At 56.9% G+C, this 21,481-nt stretch carries 18 protein-coding genes and 1 pseudogene; 5 read left to right on the top strand and 14 right to left on the bottom strand.

Annotation, left to right across the window (positions count from 1 at the left end):
- Window positions 1–24: 24 nt before the first annotated feature.
- The 5 genes from ACR8BN_RS09730 to hipB all read right to left on the bottom strand — a co-directional run bounded on the left by ACR8BN_RS09730 (window position 25) and on the right by hipB (window position 5,766).
- A complete protein-coding gene (locus ACR8BN_RS09730; RefSeq protein ID WP_031592300.1) occupies window positions 25–2,070 on the bottom strand; it encodes an FUSC family protein in 2,046 nt (681 codons plus the stop codon).
- A gap of 75 nt (window positions 2,071–2,145) precedes the next feature.
- Window positions 2,146–3,567 carry a M24 family metallopeptidase gene (locus ACR8BN_RS09725; protein WP_434746866.1) on the bottom strand — a complete coding sequence of 474 codons (1,422 nt, stop codon included), beginning with the start codon at window positions 3,565–3,567 and terminating at the stop codon, window positions 2,146–2,148.
- 326 nt (window positions 3,568–3,893) lie between these two features.
- Window positions 3,894–4,100: a type II toxin-antitoxin system MqsA family antitoxin gene (locus ACR8BN_RS09720; RefSeq protein WP_010244885.1), complete on the bottom strand. Its 207-nt coding sequence runs from the start codon at window positions 4,098–4,100 to the stop codon at window positions 3,894–3,896.
- Between the two features lie 104 nt (window positions 4,101–4,204).
- Complete coding sequence (locus tag ACR8BN_RS09715; RefSeq protein ID WP_434746865.1) at window positions 4,205–5,518, bottom strand: type II toxin-antitoxin system HipA family toxin; 1,314 nt, start codon at window positions 5,516–5,518, stop codon at window positions 4,205–4,207.
- Window positions 5,518–5,766, bottom strand: coding sequence for a type II toxin-antitoxin system antitoxin HipB (gene hipB / locus ACR8BN_RS09710; protein ID WP_022625644.1), 249 nt, complete (start codon window positions 5,764–5,766; stop codon window positions 5,518–5,520). The genes ACR8BN_RS09715 and hipB overlap by 1 nt, the downstream gene beginning before the upstream one ends.
- A 180-nt stretch (window positions 5,767–5,946) precedes the next feature.
- On the opposite strand from hipB, the pseudogene ACR8BN_RS09705 reads away from it, so the two are divergent.
- Window positions 5,947–6,385 (top strand): annotated as a pseudogene (locus ACR8BN_RS09705) (GNAT family N-acetyltransferase).
- Window positions 6,386–6,418: 33 nt separating this feature from the next.
- Here the strand turns inward: ACR8BN_RS09705 and ACR8BN_RS09700 are convergent.
- The 4 genes from ACR8BN_RS09700 to ACR8BN_RS09685 form a co-directional block, all read right to left on the bottom strand.
- On the bottom strand, window positions 6,419–7,213 hold the full coding sequence (locus ACR8BN_RS09700; RefSeq protein ID WP_434746864.1) for an inositol monophosphatase family protein: 795 nt from the start codon (window positions 7,211–7,213) through the stop codon (window positions 6,419–6,421).
- Window positions 7,214–7,236: 23 nt separating this feature from the next.
- Entirely contained in the window at window positions 7,237–8,298 is a 1,062-nt protein-coding gene (locus ACR8BN_RS09695; protein ID WP_434746863.1) for an ABC transporter ATP-binding protein, read from the bottom strand.
- Complete coding sequence (locus ACR8BN_RS09690) at window positions 8,295–10,520, bottom strand: ABC transporter permease (RefSeq protein WP_434746862.1); 2,226 nt, start codon at window positions 10,518–10,520, stop codon at window positions 8,295–8,297. The genes ACR8BN_RS09695 and ACR8BN_RS09690 overlap by 4 nt, the downstream gene beginning before the upstream one ends.
- A gap of 87 nt (window positions 10,521–10,607) precedes the next feature.
- Complete coding sequence (locus ACR8BN_RS09685) at window positions 10,608–11,633, bottom strand: ABC transporter substrate-binding protein (RefSeq protein WP_134159935.1); 1,026 nt, start codon at window positions 11,631–11,633, stop codon at window positions 10,608–10,610.
- Window positions 11,634–11,854: 221 nt separating this feature from the next.
- Here ACR8BN_RS09685 and ACR8BN_RS09680 point away from each other — a divergent pair, with 221 nt between their 5' ends.
- From ACR8BN_RS09680 to ACR8BN_RS09670, 3 genes are all read left to right on the top strand, one after another.
- Complete coding sequence (locus ACR8BN_RS09680; protein ID WP_434746861.1) at window positions 11,855–12,889, top strand: LacI family DNA-binding transcriptional regulator; 1,035 nt, start codon at window positions 11,855–11,857, stop codon at window positions 12,887–12,889.
- A gap of 264 nt (window positions 12,890–13,153) precedes the next feature.
- Window positions 13,154–14,047: an SDR family oxidoreductase gene (locus ACR8BN_RS09675; RefSeq protein ID WP_010670164.1), complete on the top strand. Its 894-nt coding sequence runs from the start codon at window positions 13,154–13,156 to the stop codon at window positions 14,045–14,047.
- Between the two features lie 93 nt (window positions 14,048–14,140).
- Window positions 14,141–15,964, top strand: a complete 1,824-nt coding sequence (locus ACR8BN_RS09670; protein WP_031592363.1) for a glycoside hydrolase family 15 protein — start codon at window positions 14,141–14,143, stop codon at window positions 15,962–15,964.
- A 39-nt stretch (window positions 15,965–16,003) separates the two neighbouring features.
- Here ACR8BN_RS09670 and ACR8BN_RS09665 read toward each other — a convergent pair whose 3' ends face one another.
- The 5 genes from ACR8BN_RS09665 to ACR8BN_RS09645 form a co-directional block, all read right to left on the bottom strand.
- A complete protein-coding gene (locus ACR8BN_RS09665; RefSeq protein WP_031592364.1) occupies window positions 16,004–16,474 on the bottom strand; it encodes an RES family NAD+ phosphorylase in 471 nt (156 codons plus the stop codon).
- Window positions 16,474–16,926: a type II RES/Xre toxin-antitoxin system antitoxin gene (gene parS, locus ACR8BN_RS09660; protein ID WP_010244850.1), complete on the bottom strand. Its 453-nt coding sequence runs from the start codon at window positions 16,924–16,926 to the stop codon at window positions 16,474–16,476. The genes ACR8BN_RS09665 and parS overlap by 1 nt, the downstream gene beginning before the upstream one ends.
- Window positions 16,927–17,015: 89 nt before the next feature.
- Window positions 17,016–18,170 carry a class C beta-lactamase gene (gene ampC / locus ACR8BN_RS09655; RefSeq protein ID WP_434746860.1) on the bottom strand — a complete coding sequence of 385 codons (1,155 nt, stop codon included), beginning with the start codon at window positions 18,168–18,170 and terminating at the stop codon, window positions 17,016–17,018.
- Window positions 18,171–18,201: 31 nt separating this feature from the next.
- The gene (locus ACR8BN_RS09650; RefSeq protein ID WP_022625634.1) at window positions 18,202–18,447 is read right to left on the bottom strand and encodes a hypothetical protein; all 246 of its coding nucleotides are present in this window, start codon (window positions 18,445–18,447) and stop codon (window positions 18,202–18,204) included.
- Between the two features lie 67 nt (window positions 18,448–18,514).
- Window positions 18,515–19,696, bottom strand: coding sequence for a glycosyltransferase family 4 protein (locus tag ACR8BN_RS09645; protein WP_039388651.1), 1,182 nt, complete (start codon window positions 19,694–19,696; stop codon window positions 18,515–18,517).
- 617 nt (window positions 19,697–20,313) lie between these two features.
- On the opposite strand from ACR8BN_RS09645, the gene hpxO reads away from it, so the two are divergent.
- Window positions 20,314–21,471 (top strand): FAD-dependent urate hydroxylase HpxO, encoded by a 1,158-nt coding sequence (hpxO, locus tag ACR8BN_RS09640; protein WP_039388653.1) that lies wholly within the window; start codon window positions 20,314–20,316, stop codon window positions 21,469–21,471.
- Window positions 21,472–21,481 lie beyond the last annotated feature (10 nt).

The raw sequence follows: 21,481 nt of genomic DNA, 5'->3' as shown, positions 1-21,481 counted from the left end.
ACCAGCCAGCCCTGTTATACCGGGTTAATCTGGCCAGCGCTGATGTGGAAACAGTGATACCCGAATATTAAACAGATGGATTAAGGGCGCAACAGCCACACTCTCCTGTCGGGCGATCGGCTCCAGTCTTAGCAGCAACAGATCCAGCTCTTCCAGCAGATCCTGATGTGGCGCTAACTGCAGCGACTTCATCTTGCGCTTCAGGTATAGCGCCAGCTCGTGAAACATCTGACCACTATCAATCTGATGACTCTCCAGCACCTCACGATAACGTGCGTAGAAGTCATAACAGTTGGCGCCCAGCCAGGTTTCAGTAATCAGATAGCCCCCTACCACGATATCCGGCACCGGATCGAGCCTTTTACGCGGCAGAATGATATTCACCCGGTCGAGCATCCGCGCAATAAATTGCTGCCGTGACAGTAGCGTGGCGGAATTGCGCTCCACCATTTTAATAAACCCTAACAGATCGCGCAGCCCCCGTTGCACCGCTCTTCTGGCGATCCATGACGGCCGTTTGTTGCGAATCAACGCCGTCAGCACCACCGCAAACATAATCCCCACCATCGAGGAGATGGCCGCATTCAGCGTGACGATCAGATTGGGGACATAGTGATGGCTTAAGCCGATAAAACCGGGGATCTGAATGGCGACACTCAGCCCCACCAGATTGGTCGCCGGATTAGCAATGACCAGGCTCAGCAGCATCAGACCGGGCAGCAGTATGATCATCAGCGCCTGTAAGGTATTGGCCTGCGGGATCAGAAAGGCGATGTAGAACAGGCTGACCACCAGCGCAATCATCACCCCTTTCACGAACAGCTTCATTGGCGTTACCGGGGAATCGACACCAGCAAAAAATGAACTGATGATCGCCGCCATTAGAGGTGCATTCGCCCCATCGGCCCAGCCGCTGCCGATCCAGAACAGGCTGGAGAGGAAAGTCGCCAGAAATGCCGTCAGCGCGGACAGGCGTAACAGTCCCTTGTCGATATGCCGGTGTTCCCGGATATTGCGGATCGCCGCCCCATCCCCGTGGCTGTAGAGATCCCCTGCGCGCGCACTGACATTCTCATAAGCATCGGCAATGCGCACAAAGTTAGCCAGCCGCTCCAGCAGCCCGATCAGCAGCAGGCTCTCTTCGGTTGCCAACAGCCCTGCCCGCCATTCGTGTTCCAGGGTTGCCTGACTGGCAGCAATCGCTTCACGCAGTCCGGCAATATCGTTAATCCGGTCGTGATGCAGCCACAACAGAAACTGCTGAAACACGTCGGTGACGCACGGCGGAAAACGAATATTCAGTTCGGCCAGCACACCCAGCCGTGACTCAATCGCGGTCAGTGTCGGCAGCAGATATGTCAGATGCTGATACTGTACGCTGACCAGACGGATGACATTACGCGCCGCTTCGCCCTCATAGACGCAGTGGGTCAGCAGCGTTTCAACATTCAACGGATAACCTGCCATCTGAATCAGGATATCTTCCCGCTCCAGCGATTTGTTCTTTGCCATTCCGCTGATGAGTTCATCACAGAGTTTGCGCGCGTTCTGAAACCAGAGATTAACGCTCTGCCCCAGCAGATGATGCATCGAAACCGGAAACACCAGCCGGTGAACCAGCGTGCTGCAAAGGATGCCCAGCGTAATCTCCTCAATACGTGAAACTACGGTGTTGATGATTGCCGACGGTGACTCCACGTCAGGAAAGCCCATAATCGCCGCGCTGTAGCCGGCCAGCATAAAGATATAGCTCTTCGGCGTGCGGTCATGCAGAGAGAGCCAGAGGCAAACCGTCACCCACAGCGATACGCCCAGGCTGAATAACACTGGCGACTGCACCGTTTCGGGGTAAATCAGCAGAATAAAGATGCCGCCCAGCAGCGTGCCCAGCAGGCGAAACAGCGATTTCGAGACGGTCGATGCTGCATAGAGTTGCGAGGTGACAAACACCGTGGTCAGCGCCCAGGCGGGTTTTTCGAAGTTAAGAATGAGCGCCACAGAGAGTGCGATAAACGCGGCAAGGGAGGTTTTGCAGGCAAACAAAACCGCGTTTTTGGTAAACCATTTCATCGAATGAGAGCAACCAGGAACTTTCTGAGGCGCGTATCCTGACAGAAGCGCCTGCGTTTTACTCTCAGTTAAATTTTACAAATTATTACCGGCCGCCTCAGGCCGGTTAATCCCCTGCTGGCGCACCAGCGCACGGCGCTTATCCAGTAAAAAAGGGCGCAGATAGCCTACCGTGTTCGACAGCAAAATCACCTCTTCAGCAAGCTCAATCCTCAGCATGTCTGTCAGGTACGCTTTGCGCTGAGTCATTCGCTGCCAGAGATCGGGAAAACGACACGCCAGCTCATCACGCAACGCCGCGTCCGCCAGACCGACCGTATCCTCGATACTGCAGCCGCCATAACCTGGCACCGACGGGATAATATCGATCTGCAGCAGCATGCCGCTTTTCAGTGTCACGGCTGAATCGGGATAGATGGGCGAGCTTAGCCACTCCTCGTCAGCCACCAGATGCCCCGGATTAAGATGCCAGCCATACTGCGCTTTCGGCAGCACCGTTTCGATAAGCGAATAGAGTTCGCCGCCAGCGATCCCGATCCGCAACTGCTCCAGCCAGCTGACCACCGCGTGATAATAGGGGATTGCCAGCCGGGTCAGCCAGTCGAATACGTTACACTGTAACTCTGAAGCGTCACTGACCACGTAAGCCGAGCGGCTGGTCAGCCCGCCTTTGTAGCCGGTGGTTAGAGAAAGCTTGTCGCCTGTTGCAATCCGTTTATCAGACGGATAGAGCCGGGCCTGGGCGAAACGATCGCCGGTCGCGGCAATCGTCACCACCGTGTTTGGCTGCCCTTCTGCGTTCAGACGTGCACCTAACGCCTTCTCTGTGACACCCGGCGCTACGCTATCCAGCGCAGCCAGCATCGCGGTTGAAGCAAGATTGGCCCCCGCCTCATAAAACGCCACTTCATCGGCGCAGTTAACGCAGCGTGCACCGTTGTCAGGCGAGATAAACAATCCGGTGGCGTTTACCAGTTGCGCATCGCCGCCCGCTGCATGCGCCGCCGCGGCATAGATGAACTGCGGCAGATCAAACATCCCTGGCTGCCTGCCGGTAAATAACTTCCAGCCCACCAGCCCGGTGCATTCTCCCGCCACAATTCCCGCCTCTGTTAACAGCTGAGCCAGGGGCTGCTCCCCGCGCATGGGCTGGTTGGGCAGAGAAAAGACCGCCGCATGCAGGCAGCGTCCCGGATTGCGGGCAAACGGCACCAGCTTGAGGTTCTCATTACCCATGATATAGGTGAGTTTGCCCTGCTGAGTCACCACCAGCAGCGCCTCCTCGAAGCGCGGAATGAATCCCGCCAGATATTCAAAATTGCTGCCGTGCTCTTTGTCGGCATAGATAATCAGTTGCGCAATCTGCTGCTGCTGCATCCGCTCAATAATGGCGGCCAGACGGCGATGCAGTGTTTCATCAGACATCACAGGGCTGGCAGCACCGGGAAATACTGGCGGTGACGGGATTGTTTCCAGGGCATAGCGATTGGCATCCATAACGCACTCCGGTGGCCAGATTGACGGGGTTTGATTTCCGTTCCCAGGGTAAACCTGAGGATTACCCTGTAGGGTGCCACAATCACACAACTTACTCGTTGCGTGTTATCAAAAGATGGACATCCCCCTGTAACGATTTCGCCTGCCTTGTGCAGGCTTTTTTATTTGCGCTTCGTCGCGCGGCGTACAGTGATAGCAGAAACCCGCGACGGAAAATGGCCGAGATACCGAAACCTATATCTTGCCGGCAGGTGAATCATCAGACCCGGTTTGCAGACAAGCGGTGAGCAGAGACAAGAAAGCCCGCGCTAAGCGGGCTTTCTATGTTATTTGATGGGCACGCCTGCATTCTCGAGCGCTTCAGCCTTTTCGGGATATAACTCCGACGTTCCGGCATTCATAATCACTGCTCCACAGCGGATGCAGTGATCGCCCTTCACATCTGGCACAACGTCCTCCGGATTACCCGTATTTAGACTGACGTCGCGCGTGGCGTACACAAACGCCTCTCCTTCACATCCCGGACACTTCATACCATGACTCTCCTGTTAAGCCTGTCAGATAAGCATAGCCGACAGGCTTTTAGCCATACACAGAAGGAGAGGTTTTTCAGGATATTGCCAGCTCATAAGCGCCATCACTCTTTGTGCCGCAGCCGCTCCAGCATAATCAGTGAATGACTGAAAATGGCGTCGGCGATGTGCTGCGGGAAATCTGGCGGCAAAGCATCGCGCACCGAGACCACCGCCTGGGGAAAGGCCTTAATAAAGAAGTCGAAGATCTGCTGCAAACTGTCACGATCAAAACTGACGCTTTTTGCCGTGGCGATAAAATGGCGCGGGAAGATTTTGTCGATCTCTGTCTTCTTCCCCTTAGTGGCACGCAGACCCATCGCCAGTTTCAGCGCTCGCTTGTTCAGACCGGTGCCGCCCAGTACCGGGTAAGCGGAGATCACATCATAAAAGGGAGTCAGTCGATAACTGCCGCCGCGCTCAATAAACAGTGAGAAGTTCTTGGCGTGACCGTCGGTTGCGCCAATCAGCCACTGAAACACCTGGAACATCATAAAGCGATAGCGATCTTCGATGGCGTTGCTCGATCCCATCAGTATCTGCATGATCTCCGCAATGCCCGGCCCGCCATCCGACTCATATTTGGTTGAAGATGGCAGTCCCAGCGCCTGACAGAAATCCTCCTGCGGCAGGCGGATCAACCGGGTTTTATCGCGTGACCAGCGGCGGTCGAAACGTTCTACCGCCAGGGCGCGCATCTGTCCGGCACGGATAATCGTTGCCTGCGGCACATCGATACCGAGTGCACGGGCCAGCGCCAGACAGAGATACTCATTCTCCACACTTTCGCGCATATCCAGCGTCGCGGTCGGCTGTTTAATCTCTCCGATCGGCAGCTTAATGATGTGCGAGGTGGGCGTGGCACCGGCAGGAATGCTCCAGCCTTCATCGGTCAGCAGCAGTGCAGTTTTCTCCTGCGCCCCCGCGACCGAGATGCGGAAATCGGTCTCTTCACGCAGCATCCCCAGCGGGATATCTGACTGATAGGCCGACAGCACGCTTTCAAGCCGGGTTTCATCCAGCACTTCATAGCGGGCCTGCAGTGCGGGCAGTGGCATATCGGGCGGCAGCAGCATGGTTGCCCCGACGCTGTCACGTCCCACTTCCTGCAACAGATCAAACGGCTGACGGGATTTAATCTGGTAACGCGCCACGATTCTGTCGCGAATCAATGGGCTATCCGGCAGCAGGTTATCGAAGAAGTTAATCACGGCGTGTGAGGTTATCGTCTTAACCTGCAACGGCATCGAAAGTGACAGCGGCCTGGAGAGCGGATTACTCAGCCAGGCGGTATCATACTGAAACTCATGAGCGCCGTTTCGCTGGCGGGTGAGTACGCCTATCCGCTCGCCGTTCATCCACGCAATCAGCCTTTGCATTACCACTCATCCTCATCATGCAGCTGAGGCGCACTGGCCTCCTCTTTCTCCTGAACTTCCAGACTCAGCTCCAGCGACTGTAACAGCTTAAACAGCGTTGCCAGCGAGGTGCTGTCAGGGGCATTTTCAAAGTGAGAGATGGTAGCCTGTTTCAGGCCGACCTTTTTCGCCAGCTCACTCTGGGTCCAGCCATTGCGCTGACGAATGAGCTTTAGCCGGTTTGCCAGCTGTAGCGGGCTGTATATCATGGGGTGACTCCTTCTGGATCACAGGCTGTAAGCATAGCGCAGGTATATTATCCTCGATAGGGTATAAAATACTATTTATCCCCTGCACAGGATAATAATCACTTTATACCCTTTAGCGGATAATTGGGCAATTATCCTTTGAAGGGGATAAACCGGAACCACGATTAAAAGAGGACGAGGATGAGCACATTTACCCTTACCCATCAGGTCAACGACGACGATAGGGAAGAACTGCTGGCAGGACTGGGGGCTTACAACCGGCAATTTATCAGCCGCGATAACTGGGGACCGCTGTCGGTTTCTCACAGGGACGAACAGGGAATGTTGCGCGGGGGAGTGATCGCCGCACGCATAAGGAAACTGGCTCTGTATCGATTATCTCTGGGTGGACGAAACGCTCCGTGGCAGTGGTCTGGGCAGCGCACTGCTGGAAGCCGCAGAGCAGGAGGCGGAAAAGATGGGATGTCTCTATGCGCTGGTGGATACCTTTAGTTTTCAGGCCCTGCCGTTTTATCAGAAACAGGGTTATCAGCCGCAGATGTCCCTGCCCGATTTTCCGCAAACCGGTATGCAGCGTCACTATCTGACCAAAACGCTACGGCCTGAGGCATCACGCTGACCGCAGCGCAATCAGCGTGACAGGGTCACATAATTATAAACCGGCAATGCGCCGCAGATCTGCTTCGGCACCCGGTGCCACGGCCAGGACCTGCGCGCCTTTAGTGATGCGATCGCCATCGGTGTTAAACGGGTGGTACCAGCCGCCCGCCTCTTTCACCAGGCAGTAACCCGCCAGGCAATCCCAGGCGTGCATATAGGGTTCGTAGTAACCCACGACCCGACCGGCGGCAACCCAGGCCAGCATCAGTGCGCCGGAACCAATACGGATAAAGTTACCGCCTGCCGTCAGCAGCGCTGCCACAATCTCGCCTACCTGCTGCGGGCTGACATAGCTGTTGGCACCAAAACCGGTAACGTGGTTTTGCAGCGTGCGTGTGGGATCGACCTGCAGACGATGACCGTTGAGCGTCGCGCCCTGCCCCAGTGCCGCCATGTAGCACTCCTGATAGGTCGGCGCGAAAATCACCCCGATGACGGGCACATCGCCGCGCAGCACCGCGACGGAAACACACCAGCTCGGCATCCCATTGAGAAACGGACTGGTGCCATCGATCGGATCAACCACCCAGGTGTAGTCAGACTCTCCCGCCTGCAGTCCCGACTCCTCACCCAGAAAGCCATCATCGGGAAACGCATCCCGTATACGGCTGGCGATAAGCTGCTCCACTTCACGGTCAGCAATCGACACCACATCCTGCAAATCGTACTTGGTCTCCACCACCAGCGTCTCGCGACGGTTGAAGTAAGATAACGCCGTCGCGCCACCTTCACGGGCAACGGCTTCCGCTAAAGCCAGACGCGCCATTATTTCATCATGCGATTCCATGCGAACTCCTTGAGTTAGTCAGATTAACGGGCAATCAGGGCAAGGCCCTGCGGCTTGAAGTTGACGCCAACTGTGGTGGCGAGCGGCAGACGCTGTTCCATCTGCGGATCGATAATGAACAGCGCGCCCAGTTCGGTGGCGACTTCATATTCGATATGGTCACCCAGCCAGGTGCTGTGAATGACCTCCCCCTGTAGCGCCCCCTGACCGTCGCCGGACAATGTAATAAACTGCGGTCGCACCGCCAGCTGAGCACTGCCGGTTTTTGCACCGGCACCTCGTACCCGGAAGCGCTGATTACCCAGGCGGACCAGCGCGTCGTCCGCATCCGCCTCTTCCACTTCACAGGGCAGAATGTTCGCCTCTCCCATAAAGTCCGCGATAAAGACCGAATTGGGTGAATGGTAAAGCGTCTCCGGCGCACCCTGCTGGGCAATATCCCCCTCTTTCATGACAATAATCTTATCGGAGACTGCCAGCGCCTCCTCCTGGTCATGGGTCACATAAACCGCCGTAAACCCGAGCCGCTGCTGCAAATCGCGGATGTCGGTGCGCACCCGACGGCGCAGACGCTCATCAAGGTTCGACAGCGGCTCATCGAGTAGCAGCACCTGCGGTTCCAGCACCAGCGCGCGGGCGACCGCAATACGCTGCTGCTGTCCGCCAGAGAGCTCCGACGGCAGCCGCTGCCCCTGACTTTCCAGACCCACCAGCCTCAGCCCCTCGCGCGCTCTGTCCTGCGCCTCGCGTTTGTTCATGCCCGAGGAGAGCAGCCCGTAGAGAATATTGTCGATGGCGTTCATATGGGGAAACAGCGCGTAGGACTGAAACACCATCGCCACGTCGCGCTCGTTGGCGGGCAGATGGGTGACATCTTTGCCGCCAATCAGAATCCGCCCCGCGGTGGGATGCTCCAGCCCGGCCAGCAGTCGCAGCGTGGTGGTCTTGCCGCAGCCGGACGGCCCGAGCAGCGTCACCAGCGTACCCGGCTCTACGGTGAGCGACAGATCCGGCACGGCAGTAAAACCGGCAAAACGCTTTGCGACATGTTCAAACACCACCGATCCGGCGTTAATGGTCGTCATACGGCTCTCTCCTGAGTCAGAGTGGATGCAGAGGGTGCGGCAATAATCACTGCCGGTTGGGTTGCACGACGCAGGCGACGTTCGCCCACCAGCAGCTGGAAGAGGCCAATGATCAGCAGCATCACCACTATCAATACCGAGGAGTAGGCAATCGCCACGCCATACTCACCGTTCTCCACCAGCCCGACAATGTACGAGGTCGCCATGTTGTACTGGGCGCTGACCAGAAAAATCACCGCACTGATAGAGGTAATGGCCCGCACAAAGGCGTAAACCAGCGCGGCGCTGATAGCCGGCTTCAGCAGCGGCAGCACCACTTTGCGCAGGGTGCGGAAACTGTTTGCGCCCAGCGTCAGTGAAGCTTCATCCAGGCTTTTATCCAGCTGGCTCATCGCCGCAATACCACCACGCACGCCGACCGGCATATTACGGAAGACAAAGCAGGCGATCAGGATCATCGCGGTACCGGTGATCTCCAGCGGCGGCAGGTTATACGCCATCACATAGCTCACACCAATCACCGTGCCGGGAATGGCAAAGCTCAGCATCAGCATGAATTCAAAGGTCTGACGACCCGCAAACTTCTGCCGCACAATCAGCCAGGCGGTCAGCAGTCCGACAATGGCCGTGAGCGGCGCGGCAATCAGGGCGATCTCCAGCGTGGTCCAGAAAGAGCTCCAGGCGACGCCGCTCCAGACCAGTTGCCCCTGATTAACGCTGACGCTAAAGGCGCGGATGTAGTGATCCAGCGTCAGGTTGTTATTCAGCCCCCAGGACTGCACAAAGCCGCCAATCATGATCATGCCGTAGATCAACAGGGTGAACAGACCCCAGGGTATCACCATGCCATAGACGCTGTAGCGCACCGGACGCGGCAGCATCACATGACGGCCGCCATCGCCTTTGCCGGTGACAGTGGCGAAGCTTTTGCCGGAGAGCCAGACGCGCTGCACCAGAAAAGCGGCCAGGGTGAAGCCCAGCAGGATCATCGCCAGCACCGCCGCGCGACTCGGGTCGTTCTGTGCGCCCACCACGGAAAAGAAGATCTCCGTCGACAGCACGCCGTGACTGCCGCCCAGCACCATCGGGTTACCGAAATCGGCCATGCTTTCGATAAAGCTGATTAAGAAGGCGTTGGCCAGCCCCGGTGCCATCAGCGGCAGCGAGATGCGGGAGAAGGTGCGCCAGCGGCTGGCGCGCAGGGTCTGTGACGCCTCCTCCAGTGACGGACTGACGCCCTCAACCACGCCAATCAGCACCAGAAAGGCGATGGGGGTAAAGGAGAGCACCTGCGCAATCCAGATGCCGGTCATGCCATAGAGCCAGCGGCCCGGCTCGATGCCGAACAGCGTCGCCAGCGATTCGGTGACTACGCCAGAGCGGCCAAACAGCAGGATCAGCGCCAGACCGATGACAAACGGCGGCGTGATAATCGGCAGAATGGTCAGCATCCGCAGCGCTTTTTTACACGGCAGCGAGGTGCGCGTCGCCGCCAGTGCAAACGCCAGTCCCAGCAGCGTAGCGCCACTGGCCGTCATCAGCGCCAGTCCCAGCGTGCGCCAGGCGGTGCCGCAGGTGCTACCGGTAAAACAGCCGAGGCTCCAGATGGCGGGATCCTGCATATTGGCAATCAGTCCGTCCGGTCTGAAGCTGCCATCAATATCCTGCACCGAGGCGACAAACAGACTCAGCACCGGATAGAGCACAAAGGTCGTGACCAGCGCCACCAGCAGCACAATCGATGCCACCACAAAGGCATCGCCTTTCAGCACGCCGCGCTCCGCCAGGGCAAAGGCGAAAATCAGCAAAAATATGGTCAGCAGCAGCAGCGCACCCGCGCCCATCGCCGGTTGTCCCTGCGCCAGCGGGCCGGCGAGGTTCTCCAGCCATAACCAGTTCCAGCCACTGAAACCGATGGCATGCCCTTCCAGCACCAGAAACAGAATGCCGCAGGAGCTGAACAGCAGCAGCAGCGTGCTGCGGGTGCGACCCGGGGGTAGAAAGACGCTGGCAGCAGAGAGCAGCCACAGCGCCACGGCGATGCCCAGCCAGCTGTGTAACGCGAGCTGCCCCAGCGCAGGCGCATTGGTCTCATCACCCCATAAGCTGAACAGCCAGTCACCCGAGAAGAAGCCCTGCTCCAGGCTATACCAGGGCAGCAGCGTCAGCGCGATGGCGCCCGCCAGCAGCGCGCCGGTTAAGCGACGATTGTGCGCATTCATAAATCACCTCGATCAGGAAGCGGACACCAGGCTTACGCCACCGCGGTCTGGCACAGACCCGACCCAGGTGGCCGGGGTGCACCACCGTTATTGTGCGCTGGCACCAATCTCTTTATCCCAGCGGCCCAGCAGCGCTTTGCGTTTTGCTGAGTCACCATAGGTTTTAAAGTCATAATCGATCAGCCTGATGTTCTCGAAGCGCGGTGCATATTCAGAGATCTCCGCCTTGCGGTTAGAGGGCAGCTGGAACGATTTCGCCTCTTTCATATGCGACTGAGCTTCAGCGCTGAGCGCCCAGTCATACCAGGCTTTGGCATTGGCCAGGTTTCGTGCCCCTTTGATGATCGACATCGAACCAATTTCATAGCCGGTGCCTTCACAGGGCGCGACGGGCTTAATCGGGAAGCCATCCACTTCCATCGCGACGGCATCATGCATAAAGACAATGCCGATGGTGGTTTCACCGCGCGCGGCGGCTTTGACCGGTGCCGAGCCGGACTTGGTATATTGCGAGATGTTGGCGTTGAGCTTCTTCAGGTAGTCAAAGGCTTTGTCTTCGCCCATGATCTGCACCAGCGTCGCCAGGGTGTTATAGGCCGTGCCGGAAGAGTTGGGATTGGCGATCTGAATCTCGCCTTTAAAGCCAGGGTCGAGCAAATCCGCCCAGCAGGCAGGCACTTTCTGCTTTTTCTCCGCCAGCAGTCTGGTGTTATAGCCCCAGCCCAGCGCACCGGCATAGACGCCCACGGTGCGATAACCGGAGATTTCCGCCACTTTTTGTGACCAGGGCTGTTGCTGATCGAGCAGTGGCGATTTATAGGCCTGGGTCAGCCCCTCTTCGGCGGCCTGCATATGCGGATCGCCGGTACCGGCCCACCAGATATCAGTACGGGGATTGCGTGCCTCGCTGCGGATACGGGCATAGGCTTCACCGGCAGAGAGCCGCACCATGCTGAGTTTAATATCGGGATGGGACTGGCTGAACAGCGTGGTCATCTGTTCGCACACCACCACATCGGCTGAGCAGATCATATTAAGATTGCCCGCCGCCGAGGCAGCAAACGGCATCATAGGGCAGACGATTACAGCAGCGAGCAGAGAGGAATAGCGCATGATGTTCTCCTGGGCTGGATGACGCAGACGCGCCAGCTTTTGCACATGTGTGCAAACATGTGTGCAGATTAGTACGGCGGCCATGCTGCAGTGTCAATTCAGTTGTTAAGCAATTGTCAGTCGCTGTCACAAATTTGAAACCTTTCGCCCGTCTGTATTTTTTGCACAGCCTTGCAACTTCAGGCAAACTCAGTGCAGACAATGTAAGGCGAGGAGAGAACATGCAGCAGCTTAAGGCGGTGGTGAGTGCACAGGATGTGGCTGATCGGGCGGGCGTCTCCCGCTCAGCGGTCTCCCGCACCTTTACACCAGGGGCCAGCGTGTCAGATGCTACCCGTCAGCGGGTGATGAAAGCGGCGGAGGAACTGGGCTATCACGTCAATCATCTGGCGCGCGGCCTGGTGCGCAACCGCAGCGGCATCGTCTGCTTAATTGCCTCCGAGGTGGACACGCCCTACCGTGCCAGCCTGGTGCGCTGGATGACCCAGTATCTGCAGGAAGCAGGAAAAGTGGCGATGCTGATTAACACTGACCGATCCGATGCGCGCGTTTCCGCCGCGCTGCAGCAGGCGATTAATTTTCGCGCCGACGCTTCGATTATTCTCTCCGGCATGCCGGACAGCGGCATTACCCGGCTCTGCTACAAACATGGTCAGCATCTGGTGCTGATTAACCGCGACGAGTCCCTGCCCGGCACGCTCAGTATCAATCCCGACTCTCGCCCCGCCGCAGAAATGGCGGTTAACGCGTTTGTACGGGCGGGATGCAGTCGCATCGCCTTTGTCAATTCACTGGCGGGAACGCCGAGTCTGCTGAAGCGCGAAGCGGATTTTCTGGCCGCCGCGCAGAAAGCGGGCGTCACAGTCCAGGTGGAGCAGTTCGGCACCACCTCTTACGAAAGCGGCCAGATTCTGGCCCAGCGTCTGCTGACGCGTAAAGTTCGCCCTGACGCGGTTTACTGTGCCACCGACCTGCTCGCCTGCGGCTTTATGGATGAGGCGCGTCACCGCTTTGCCCTGCGTATTCCGGACGATCTCTGCATCATCGGACACGATAATATCGCGCAGTCGGGCTGGGCCTCTTACAACCTCACGACCTTTGCGCAGCCGGTGGAACAGTTCGCCCGCGACGCCATTGCCTGGCTGGTGGAGACGGAAGCGCAACCGGAGACACTGATGCCCAAAAATGAACAGCAGCAGGAGCGCAGAATATATCCGGTAGATGTGGTCTGGCGCGGTTCGGTACGCGGCGGTTAACCACCCTGCTTTATTTTCTGCCGCTATGTGATTACGCCCTGAAATAATCCACAACCGTTCTTACGCTTCGCTTTAAATATCTCACCCCTGCACTGAAAAATAATCGGACGCTACTGCACAGTGTGCCGATTTTCTGTCTACGCTTTATCTGCATTATTAAGTTCTTCTGGTTTTAACTGCTCAATGAATCAGCAGTCAGATGTGACAAATATCACATTTGTGCCAGGCTTAATGTCTCAGATAACTCTGTTCAAGGAGCATACAATGGCTACACCAACTAACAAGACGCTCGATCTGGATCAATTTCCTAAACCTCCTTTTGAGGACCAGCCACAACAGGCGCCAGGCCTGGCCAGCAAAATGATCCCAGTTCCCGATCACGGTGAAACCAGCTATCGCGGTACGGGCCGACTGACCGGCCGCAAGGCGCTGATCACCGGCGGCGACTCCGGTATTGGCCGCGCGGTGGCTATCGCTTATGCCCGTGAAGGCGCAGATGTGGTGATTAACTACCTGCCGGAAGAACAGCCCGACGCCGATGAAGTGATTAAATTAATCGAAGCGGAAGGCCGTAAAGTTTTTGCTATTCCGGGCGACATTCGTTCTGAAGAATTCTGTCAGCAACTGGTTAAAGAGGCAGCCGATAAATTAGGTGGCCTGGATATTCTGGTTAATAACGCCGGTCGTCAGCAATTTAATGAGTCCATCCGAACCCTGAGTACGGAAGATTTTGACGCGACGTTTAAAACCAACGTTTATGCGATGTTCTGGATCACCAAAGCGGCGCTGGAATATCTGCCACGTGGTGCGTCTATTATTAATACCTCGTCCGTACAGGCGTTTAAACCCAGCGATATTCTGCTCGACTATGCGCAGACCAAAGCGGCCATCGTCGCCTTTACCAAGTCCCTGGCGAAGCAGCTGGGTGGCGACGGTATCCGGGTTAACGCCGTCGCGCCAGGGCCATACTGGACCGTGCTGCAGTCCAGTGGCGGACAGCCGATGGAGAAAGTGAAGCAGTTTGGCGCCGACTCACCGATGGGCCGTCCGGGCCAGCCGGTTGAGATCGCCCCACTCTACGTTACCCTGGCCTCAACCGAGAGCAGTTACTCCTCCGGGCAGGTCTGGTGTTCTGATGGCGGCACCGGTACGCTGTAATCTCACTCAGGTGGCCGCATAATGCGGCCATTTTTTTGTCCCGCTTTTGCCCCGCTTAAGAAACCTCGCCACCGTGATATAAGGAAGCAGATTATGGAAAACCCGATCTTTCATTCGCCGGTCAGAAAAGAGGGCTTTGCGGGCCTGGGTGATTATGCCGCCATTGGTGAAGGCCGTTCAGTCGCGCTGATTGCGCCGGACGGTTCCATTGACTGGTGGTGCGCGCCCAATCTCGACGCAAAGCCCCTGTTTGATCGCCTGCTTGATGCCGGACTCGGTGGCTACTTCCAGATTGTCCCGCGTGCGCCTTATCAGGTCTCACGCCGCTACCGCGATAACAGCAACGTGCTGGAAACCCGCTTCGAAACCCGTGATGGCACCGTGCTGCTGACCGAATCGATTAACAGCACGCTGGCGGGCCGTCTGCCCTGGTGCGAACTGGCTCGCCGCATAGAGGGCGTCAGCGGTGAAGTGGAATTAGCGATCACCCTGCGCTTCGGCACTGCCGCCGAAACCCGTTCACCGTGGGTGGCCGATAATGAGAAAGGCAAGGTGTTTCACATCGCGGAGATCATGGCGATGTTGCGCACCAGTGAAGATATTCAGATCACAGAGCTGGATGACGAGCAGGTCTGCGCCACGCTGCGCACCGCTGCCGGTTCCCGCTCGCTCTGCGCGCTGCTGATTACCGAGAAAGAGCCGCTGGCGGTGCCGCCGCTGGAGGCTATCGATCAGCGGATTGAAACCAGCCACACCGGCTGGACCAGCTGGGTGGAGAGCCTGAGTTATGAGGGCAGCTACCCGGCGCTGGTGAAGCGCTCTGCCCTGTCGCTGAAGTTTCTCTGGTACTCCCCGACCGGCGCGCTGGCTGCTGCTGCCACCACCTCGCTGCCGGAGGGGATCGGCGGCGAGAAAAATTATGATTACCGCTACGCCTGGGTGCGCGACGCCTGCCTGATTATTAAAGCCTTCGTCTATCTCGGAGCGCTGGAAGATTGTAAGGCGGCCTTTTCCTGGCTGTCGCAGACTATCATGCGCCACGGCGTCAGGCTGCGCGCCTGCTATGCCCTGAATGGTGATGAGGTCCCCGCCGAGCGTTATCCGCCGCTGAGCGGCTATCAGAACTCTCAGCCGGTGCGGGTCGGCAATAATGCCCGTGACCAGCTGCAGCTCAGTATGTATGGCGACATGCTGGTCACCGCGCAGCATTTTATCGAGGCGGGACACGTGCTTGATATCACCACCTCGCGCATGCTGGGCGAGCTGGCGAACTGCTGCGCCGATCACTGGCGGCAGAAGGATTGTGGCATCTGGGAACTGCCGGAGCTGCAACACTACACCCACTCCAAAATGGCCTGCTGGATGGCGCTGGATCGGGCGGTGGCGCTGGCAGAAAGCCAGCATATCGAACCGACCTGGCTGGGGCGCTGGCAGCGGGAACGTGACCGTATCCGCGACTGGATTGAGTCGCACTGCTGGTCAGAGCAACAGCAGGCTTATCTCTTTTACGCCGGCAGTGACGATCGCCTCGACGCATCGCTGGCGCTGGTTCATGGCTACGGCAATGCGGTCAACCCGCAGCGGATGCTGTCGACCTACCGTGCGATCCGGCAAAAACTGGGTGACGGCAGCGCCATGCTCTACCGCTACAGCGGGGTCAGAGAAGAAGAGAGTACCTTTCTCGCCTGCGCCTTCTGGCTGGTGGAAGCCTGGGCAGAGATGGGTGAGACGGATGAGGCAGAACAGGCGATGCAGGAGATCCTGGCTACGCTGAACGGCCACGGTAACGTCGATATCTTCAATGAGATGTATGACGTCCGCAGCCAGAGCTGGCGCGGCAATATGCCGCAGGGGCTGAGTCATCTGGCGCTGATCTGTGCGGCGCAGGCGCTATCGGAATCGCAGGCACCAGCGTGATGTGAGATGTTGCGGTAAGGAAAGTGGCGAATCCGCGCCCTACTGCAGCCGGAAACGCGGATCGAAGAAAAATGGCTCCACCACCACCTTACTGATGATGCCAGCCGCTGCCGGATGACGGGGATTGAACAGCGCATTCCACTCACCGGTCAGCGTGCTGGGTACCTTCAGCACCAGGCCGTTATCCGGGCTGGCAAGCCAGTCGTCACCGATCTGCCGCGTGGACGATGGTGCAGGATCGGCCTGCCAGTCATCGGGGAGTGCCTCCAGCGAGAGCTCGGTAATCAGCGATTCAGGTACGCTAATCGACAGCATTGAGTAATCGTGTGACAGATCCTGAATGGTGAGATGAACCAGCGCCTCAAGTACACAGAGCGCCCGGCTTGATCCCATATAGACACAGACCGTTCCCACAGAATTCCAGCGCCCCCCGTAAGTGCGGGCACCAAAACCATCAAAGGCGCTCATCGCATACTCACTCTTCACCAGGCGAAAGAAACGTACCGCCATCAGGTAATCACGCCATGCTCAAGCTGGCCAATCAGGTTAATCACCGCTTCTGCCCCCGCCACCGTGGTGGTCATCTCCGCCGGTTTCTTACCGCCCAGCGCTTTGGCGGGCGTTTCCAGCCACTGCACCAGACGCTGCCTGTCGTCGCGAAACAGTTTGCTGGCGGCAGAGAGGACGCGGATCAGCATGTAGATTCGTCCGCTCTGATCGGGCGAAAAAGTCTGCTGCGGATCTTTGACTTTGCGGTTGTAGGTGGTGCGATCAATGCCCGCCAGACGGCACAGCCAGCCCTCGTCAAAGGTGGACAGCGACGCCGTGCGTTTCAGCACGCCGCTGCTGAACCCGACCGCAATACGCTGGTGCGCATCCGGCAGTGTTTCCGGCAGATTAAGGGCATGCAGCAGCGAATTGTCGCGACGATGCTGAGCGGGTGTGTAGATGGCGATAGACATAGCAGCCTCCTGTTCATTTGATTTTTATTTTAGCGCAAATGAACAGGCGGTACCAGCTTTACCCTGCCGCTGAGCAAGCCTGATGCCTGTTACTCAGGCCTCTCCTGCTGTAACTCCTGCAGAATCTGCCACGCCGCCTTTATACGCAGCGGATTAGGGTAATTCTTGTTGGCGAGTATCACGACGCCGCTGTTCTTCTCAGGAATAAAGGCGATATAGGCACCAAATCCATTGGTTGCACCGGTTTTATGCACCCAGCTGGCGCTCTGTGACGGCCCGACCGGATTGAGCAGCGTCGCCGGGCGGGGTTGCAGCGCAACACCATTATCGCTGTCGCCCATCAGCGTATCGGCAGTAACCGGCCAGTCGTAGATCTCCCAGCCCAGTCCCTGAAACAGAGTGCCGACTTTGAAGTAGCGCGCCTGCGCGGTGCGAATGGCATTACGCAGCACGGCATTCCCCGAAGAGAGGCGGTTAGGATCCACATTCGCCTGCATAAAGGTGAGCATGTCACGCGCGGTGGATTTAACGCCGTAGGCTTCTGCATCCAGCATGCCGGGTGAAACCCGTACCGGCTGGCCATTTTTATAGCCCCAGGCGTAGTCCAGCATCATTGAGGGCGGCACGGTGATATAGGTGCGCGTCAGACGCAGTGGCTGAAACACATTTCGCGCCATCGCCTGCTCATAATCACCCTTCACCATCAGCGAACCAAACAGGCCGATGCTGGCGTTAGAGTACTGCCGGAGCGTGCCGGGCGCTGCTTCTGGCTGCCATTCCTGATAGAAACGCAGCAGCGAAGCCTGATCGGTGACGTCATCCGGCAACTGTAAAGGCAGGCCGCCCGCGGTATAGGTCGCCAGATGCAGCATCCGCACCGGACGCCACTGCTCACCGGTCAGCTGCGGCCAGTACTTCTGCACCGGATCGTTAAGGCGTATTTCGCCGTTGCGGATCATGACGCCGGCCAGGGTGCCGGTAAAGGTTTTGCTCACGGAGCCCAGCTCAAACAGCGTGTTTTCCGTGACCCGGCGGCGTGATTCGAGATCGGCCACGCCGAAGTTCACAAACTGCGCCCGGCCTTTGTAAAGCACCGCCACCGACATGCCGGGGATCTCCTGCTGCTCCATCAGCGGTTCGATCGCGGCTTTAACCAGAGAAGTAACCTGCTGTGAAGAGAGATCGGCAGCGACACAGCTGGCAGAAAGTGAGAACAACGCGAGATAAAACAAAGACTTTTTCATTGGCAACTAAGGGATTCTTCACTGAATTAAATTATTTACACTGGTCGGCACAGGCCTGCACGCACATCTGAGCCTGAGAACTGCAGCCACCGTTGTCCCGGGTGTTGCAGTGCGATTGTTCTGTGTAGCAGTTGGTCTGACAGGCGGAGACATCGCAGCGGGCAGCGACGGGCGTCAGCTGTGCCAGGGGCGCGCGGGCCGGAAAAAGCGGTGCGGGCTGAGCGAAGGCGCTGCTGCCCAGTAATCCGGACAGCAGCAGGCTGATGATCATTTTCATAAGAGTTCTCCAGAGGGACGCTGCACTAAGTATGGCCAGTCTGGCGCGCCCCGTCAGAGAAATCTAATCAAATTGAGACCACAGGGGGATGTTGAGTGACATTAATCACGCCACGGCTGTAGATATCGTTGAGCCGGGCAATGTAACGCTGGGTGTCATGCTGATCTTTGATGCGCAGAATCGCCGCCTCACCTTTCTCCTGCAGCATCTCAGGACGTTCGATAATAGCGAGCAGTATCGATTTCAGCCCCTCCACCAGCGACTGGCGTAGCTGCGTTTTCTGCTCTGGCGAGGTTATACTGTATTCACGGTCAGCGTTAAGCGGACTCGCAATCACCCAGCCTGCGCTGGCAGGATTAATCTCTGGCAACGCGCGCACGTTGCTGGTGATCACCGGACAGCCGTTAGCCTGCATCTCCAGTACCGAGAAACCGTACGTCTCCTGCCAGGTTGGTAGCAGTCCGGCATCGCTCTGGCGGAACAGCTGCATCAGGGCGCCGTTATCCATCTGCGAATGATGCGTGAAGCAGCGATAGCGTTTGATGCGGTTCTCAATGCCACTATAGAACATCTCATCATCCTGGAACTGGCGGTGCGCCACGTTACGACGCTTGGCGAGATCGCCAATCAGCTGCACATCCAGCTGCGACTCTTCCAGTTTACGCTCTTCAATCAGCTCACTGATCGCCAGCACGACTTCAGCCCCGCCTTTGCGGTAAAACTCGTTACCGGCAAAAGTCAGTTTCAGAATACCGGGCTGACGCGGCGCTTTCTGCTGGATAAACAGCTTCTGCGGCGGATGCAGCACCAGGGTTTTACGGCGGATTTGCTGGGCAATATCCGGCCTGAACAGTTTCATCTGAATGTTCAGGGTGGCATCTGAGATGGCAATCAGCCCCAGGCAGTTATCTTTTAACAGATAAGGAATGAGGCGTTTCAGCTCGGGGTTATCCTGCTTGGCGACGCCCGCCACCGGCAACACACGCGGCAGCTCCGTTTCAAACGACGCGACCCACTTCTGAGGGGTTATCGCAACTTCATTGAACAGATGCAGGATGTCAGCCCGCGATGCCCCTGAAAAAGGCACAGGCTGAAAGACAAAGGTTTTATTTTTTTTGAGCAATCGGGTTCGTAGCGGGTTAATAAAGTAGAACAGATTGCTCTTTTTCAGATTGATATATTCGTTATCCGGATTAACTAAGATATTACGCTGCTCCGGATACTGGTTATTCGTGATTCCAATTTTCATGTTCGCCTTCCAGAGTCCTTGTGTCCGGAGTGATCTATATCACGTGATCGTGACTGTCGTGTCTGAGCAATATCCTAAAAGCCCGTAATGACGCGGTCTGAACGCTTTTGCTAATGATTGCGCACGGTGCTAAAACAGTCATAGTTGTGTCTGGTTATGAATTTTCATTTTTTATTAACAGGTGTGTTTAACTGTGTCAGGCCAAGCCCTTATTGAATATAACGATTATTTTTCGGAAAATATTTGCGCCAGTTGTTATGTAAATGTTTAATTAATTGTCAGGAATATTAACCATCGGCCGAAGGCTTTAGTTAATAATTTTTAAAGTAATAAGAATGACCATGCTGAAAAGTGCCCGGCGCGTTCCACTGGCTGATGATTATCACAAACACAGACGGGCGATAATGAAACAAATGATGCAGCACGGTTAAAGCCGCCCCCTTTTTGCACGCCCGTTTGCCACAATTCAGTGCATCAGCTTAAGAAGCAGTCGGGTGACAGATGCCCCATCCACAAATTAAATATATGATTTATAATATTATTTAAATCATAAACCCTACAGCCACCTCTCTGGTACAAAAGTTGCAAGAACTGACGTATGCAGACAGGAGAGCAATATGAAAGCAATCGTGATTGGTGGCGGTATTGGCGGCATGAGTAGTGCCATTGCGCTGGAGAAATCCGGAATTGACGTTGAGGTCTTTGAAGCCGTAAAGGAGATGAAGCCCGTCGGCGCGGCGATTTCCATCTGGCCCAACGGTGTTAAATGCCTGAATGCGCTGGGCATGAAAACCGCGCTGCGTGAGCTGGGCGGGAACATGGCCTATATGGCCTATCACGATGGCAACACCGGCGCGCCCCTGACCCGCTTCAGTATGGCGCCGCTGGTGCAGCAGGTTGGCGAATATCCCTGTCCGGTGGCGCGGGCTGAACTGCAGGCGATGCTGATTGATACCTTCGGGCGTGAACGGGTGCAGTTTGGTAAGCGGGTGATCCAGGTCGAGCAGACCGGCAGTGGCGTGATTGCCACCTTTTCCGACAACACTCAGGCCACCGGCGATTTCCTGATTGCCGCCGATGGCACCCATTCAGTGATCCGCGAGTATGTGCTGGAGCAGAAGCTGGAACGACGTTACGCCGGTTACGTTAACTGGAATGGCCTGGTCACTATAGATGAGAGGATTGCGCCCGCCGATCAGTGGACCACCTTTGTCGGTGATGGCAAGCGGGTGTCGCTGATGCCGGTCAGCGGCAATCGATTCTACTTTTTCTTTGATGTGCCGCTGCAGAAGGGACTGCCGCAGGATCGCAGCACGGTGAAAGCGGACTTAACCGGCTATTTCCAGGGCTGGGCGGAGCCGGTACAGCAGCTTATCGCGGCAATCAATCCTGACACCACCAATCGGGTTGAGATCCACGACATCGAACCTTTCAGCCGCTTTGTTAAAGGGCGCGTGGCCCTGCTGGGCGATGCTGCTCATAGCACCACGCCCGATATCGGCCAGGGCGGCTGCGCGGCGATGGAAGATGCCGTGGTACTGGCCTCGACGCTGGCTTCTCATTCACTGGGTATTGAAGATGCACTGCTGCGCTATCAGGCGCGACGGGTTGAACGGGTAAAAGATCTGGTGCTGAAAGCGCGCAAACGCTGTGACGTCACCCATGCGCGCGATCCGGCGATCACGGCAGAATGGTATGACTCTCTGAAAAGCGAAACCGGTGAACGGGTGCTGGCCGGAATGTGCGAAACCATTGAAGGTGGCCCGCTGGGCTAAAACCAATCAA

The sequence above is a fragment of the Pantoea sp. Lu_F5_004 genome (assembly GCF_051136245.1).
GTDB lineage: Bacteria > Pseudomonadota > Gammaproteobacteria > Enterobacterales > Enterobacteriaceae > Pantoea > Pantoea agglomerans.
This window is presented reverse-complemented; position numbering and strand designations above follow the sequence as displayed.

Excerpts from the sequence above, each read along its gene's own strand:
- ACR8BN_RS09730 (WP_031592300.1), bottom strand. The coding sequence starts at position 2,070 with ATGAAATGGTTTACCAAAAACGCGGTTTTGTTTGCCTGCAAAACCTCC.
- ACR8BN_RS09725 (WP_434746866.1), bottom strand. The coding sequence starts at position 3,567 with ATGGATGCCAATCGCTATGCCCTGGAAACAATCCCGTCACCGCCAGTA.
- ACR8BN_RS09720 (WP_010244885.1), bottom strand. The coding sequence starts at position 4,100 with ATGAAGTGTCCGGGATGTGAAGGAGAGGCGTTTGTGTACGCCACGCGC.
- ACR8BN_RS09715 (WP_434746865.1), bottom strand. The coding sequence starts at position 5,518 with ATGCAAAGGCTGATTGCGTGGATGAACGGCGAGCGGATAGGCGTACTC.
- hipB (WP_022625644.1), bottom strand. The coding sequence starts at position 5,766 with ATGATATACAGCCCGCTACAGCTGGCAAACCGGCTAAAGCTCATTCGT.
- ACR8BN_RS09700 (WP_434746864.1), bottom strand. The coding sequence starts at position 7,213 with ATGGAATCGCATGATGAAATAATGGCGCGTCTGGCTTTAGCGGAAGCC.
- ACR8BN_RS09695 (WP_434746863.1), bottom strand. The coding sequence starts at position 8,298 with ATGACGACCATTAACGCCGGATCGGTGGTGTTTGAACATGTCGCAAAG.
- ACR8BN_RS09690 (WP_434746862.1), bottom strand. The coding sequence starts at position 10,520 with ATGAATGCGCACAATCGTCGCTTAACCGGCGCGCTGCTGGCGGGCGCC.
- ACR8BN_RS09685 (WP_134159935.1), bottom strand. The coding sequence starts at position 11,633 with ATGCGCTATTCCTCTCTGCTCGCTGCTGTAATCGTCTGCCCTATGATG.
- ACR8BN_RS09680 (WP_434746861.1), top strand. The coding sequence starts at position 11,855 with ATGCAGCAGCTTAAGGCGGTGGTGAGTGCACAGGATGTGGCTGATCGG.
- ACR8BN_RS09675 (WP_010670164.1), top strand. The coding sequence starts at position 13,154 with ATGGCTACACCAACTAACAAGACGCTCGATCTGGATCAATTTCCTAAA.
- ACR8BN_RS09670 (WP_031592363.1), top strand. The coding sequence starts at position 14,141 with ATGGAAAACCCGATCTTTCATTCGCCGGTCAGAAAAGAGGGCTTTGCG.
- ACR8BN_RS09665 (WP_031592364.1), bottom strand. The coding sequence starts at position 16,474 with ATGGCGGTACGTTTCTTTCGCCTGGTGAAGAGTGAGTATGCGATGAGC.
- parS (WP_010244850.1), bottom strand. The coding sequence starts at position 16,926 with ATGTCTATCGCCATCTACACACCCGCTCAGCATCGTCGCGACAATTCG.
- ampC (WP_434746860.1), bottom strand. The coding sequence starts at position 18,170 with ATGAAAAAGTCTTTGTTTTATCTCGCGTTGTTCTCACTTTCTGCCAGC.
- ACR8BN_RS09650 (WP_022625634.1), bottom strand. The coding sequence starts at position 18,447 with ATGAAAATGATCATCAGCCTGCTGCTGTCCGGATTACTGGGCAGCAGC.
- ACR8BN_RS09645 (WP_039388651.1), bottom strand. The coding sequence starts at position 19,696 with ATGAAAATTGGAATCACGAATAACCAGTATCCGGAGCAGCGTAATATC.
- hpxO (WP_039388653.1), top strand. The coding sequence starts at position 20,314 with ATGAAAGCAATCGTGATTGGTGGCGGTATTGGCGGCATGAGTAGTGCC.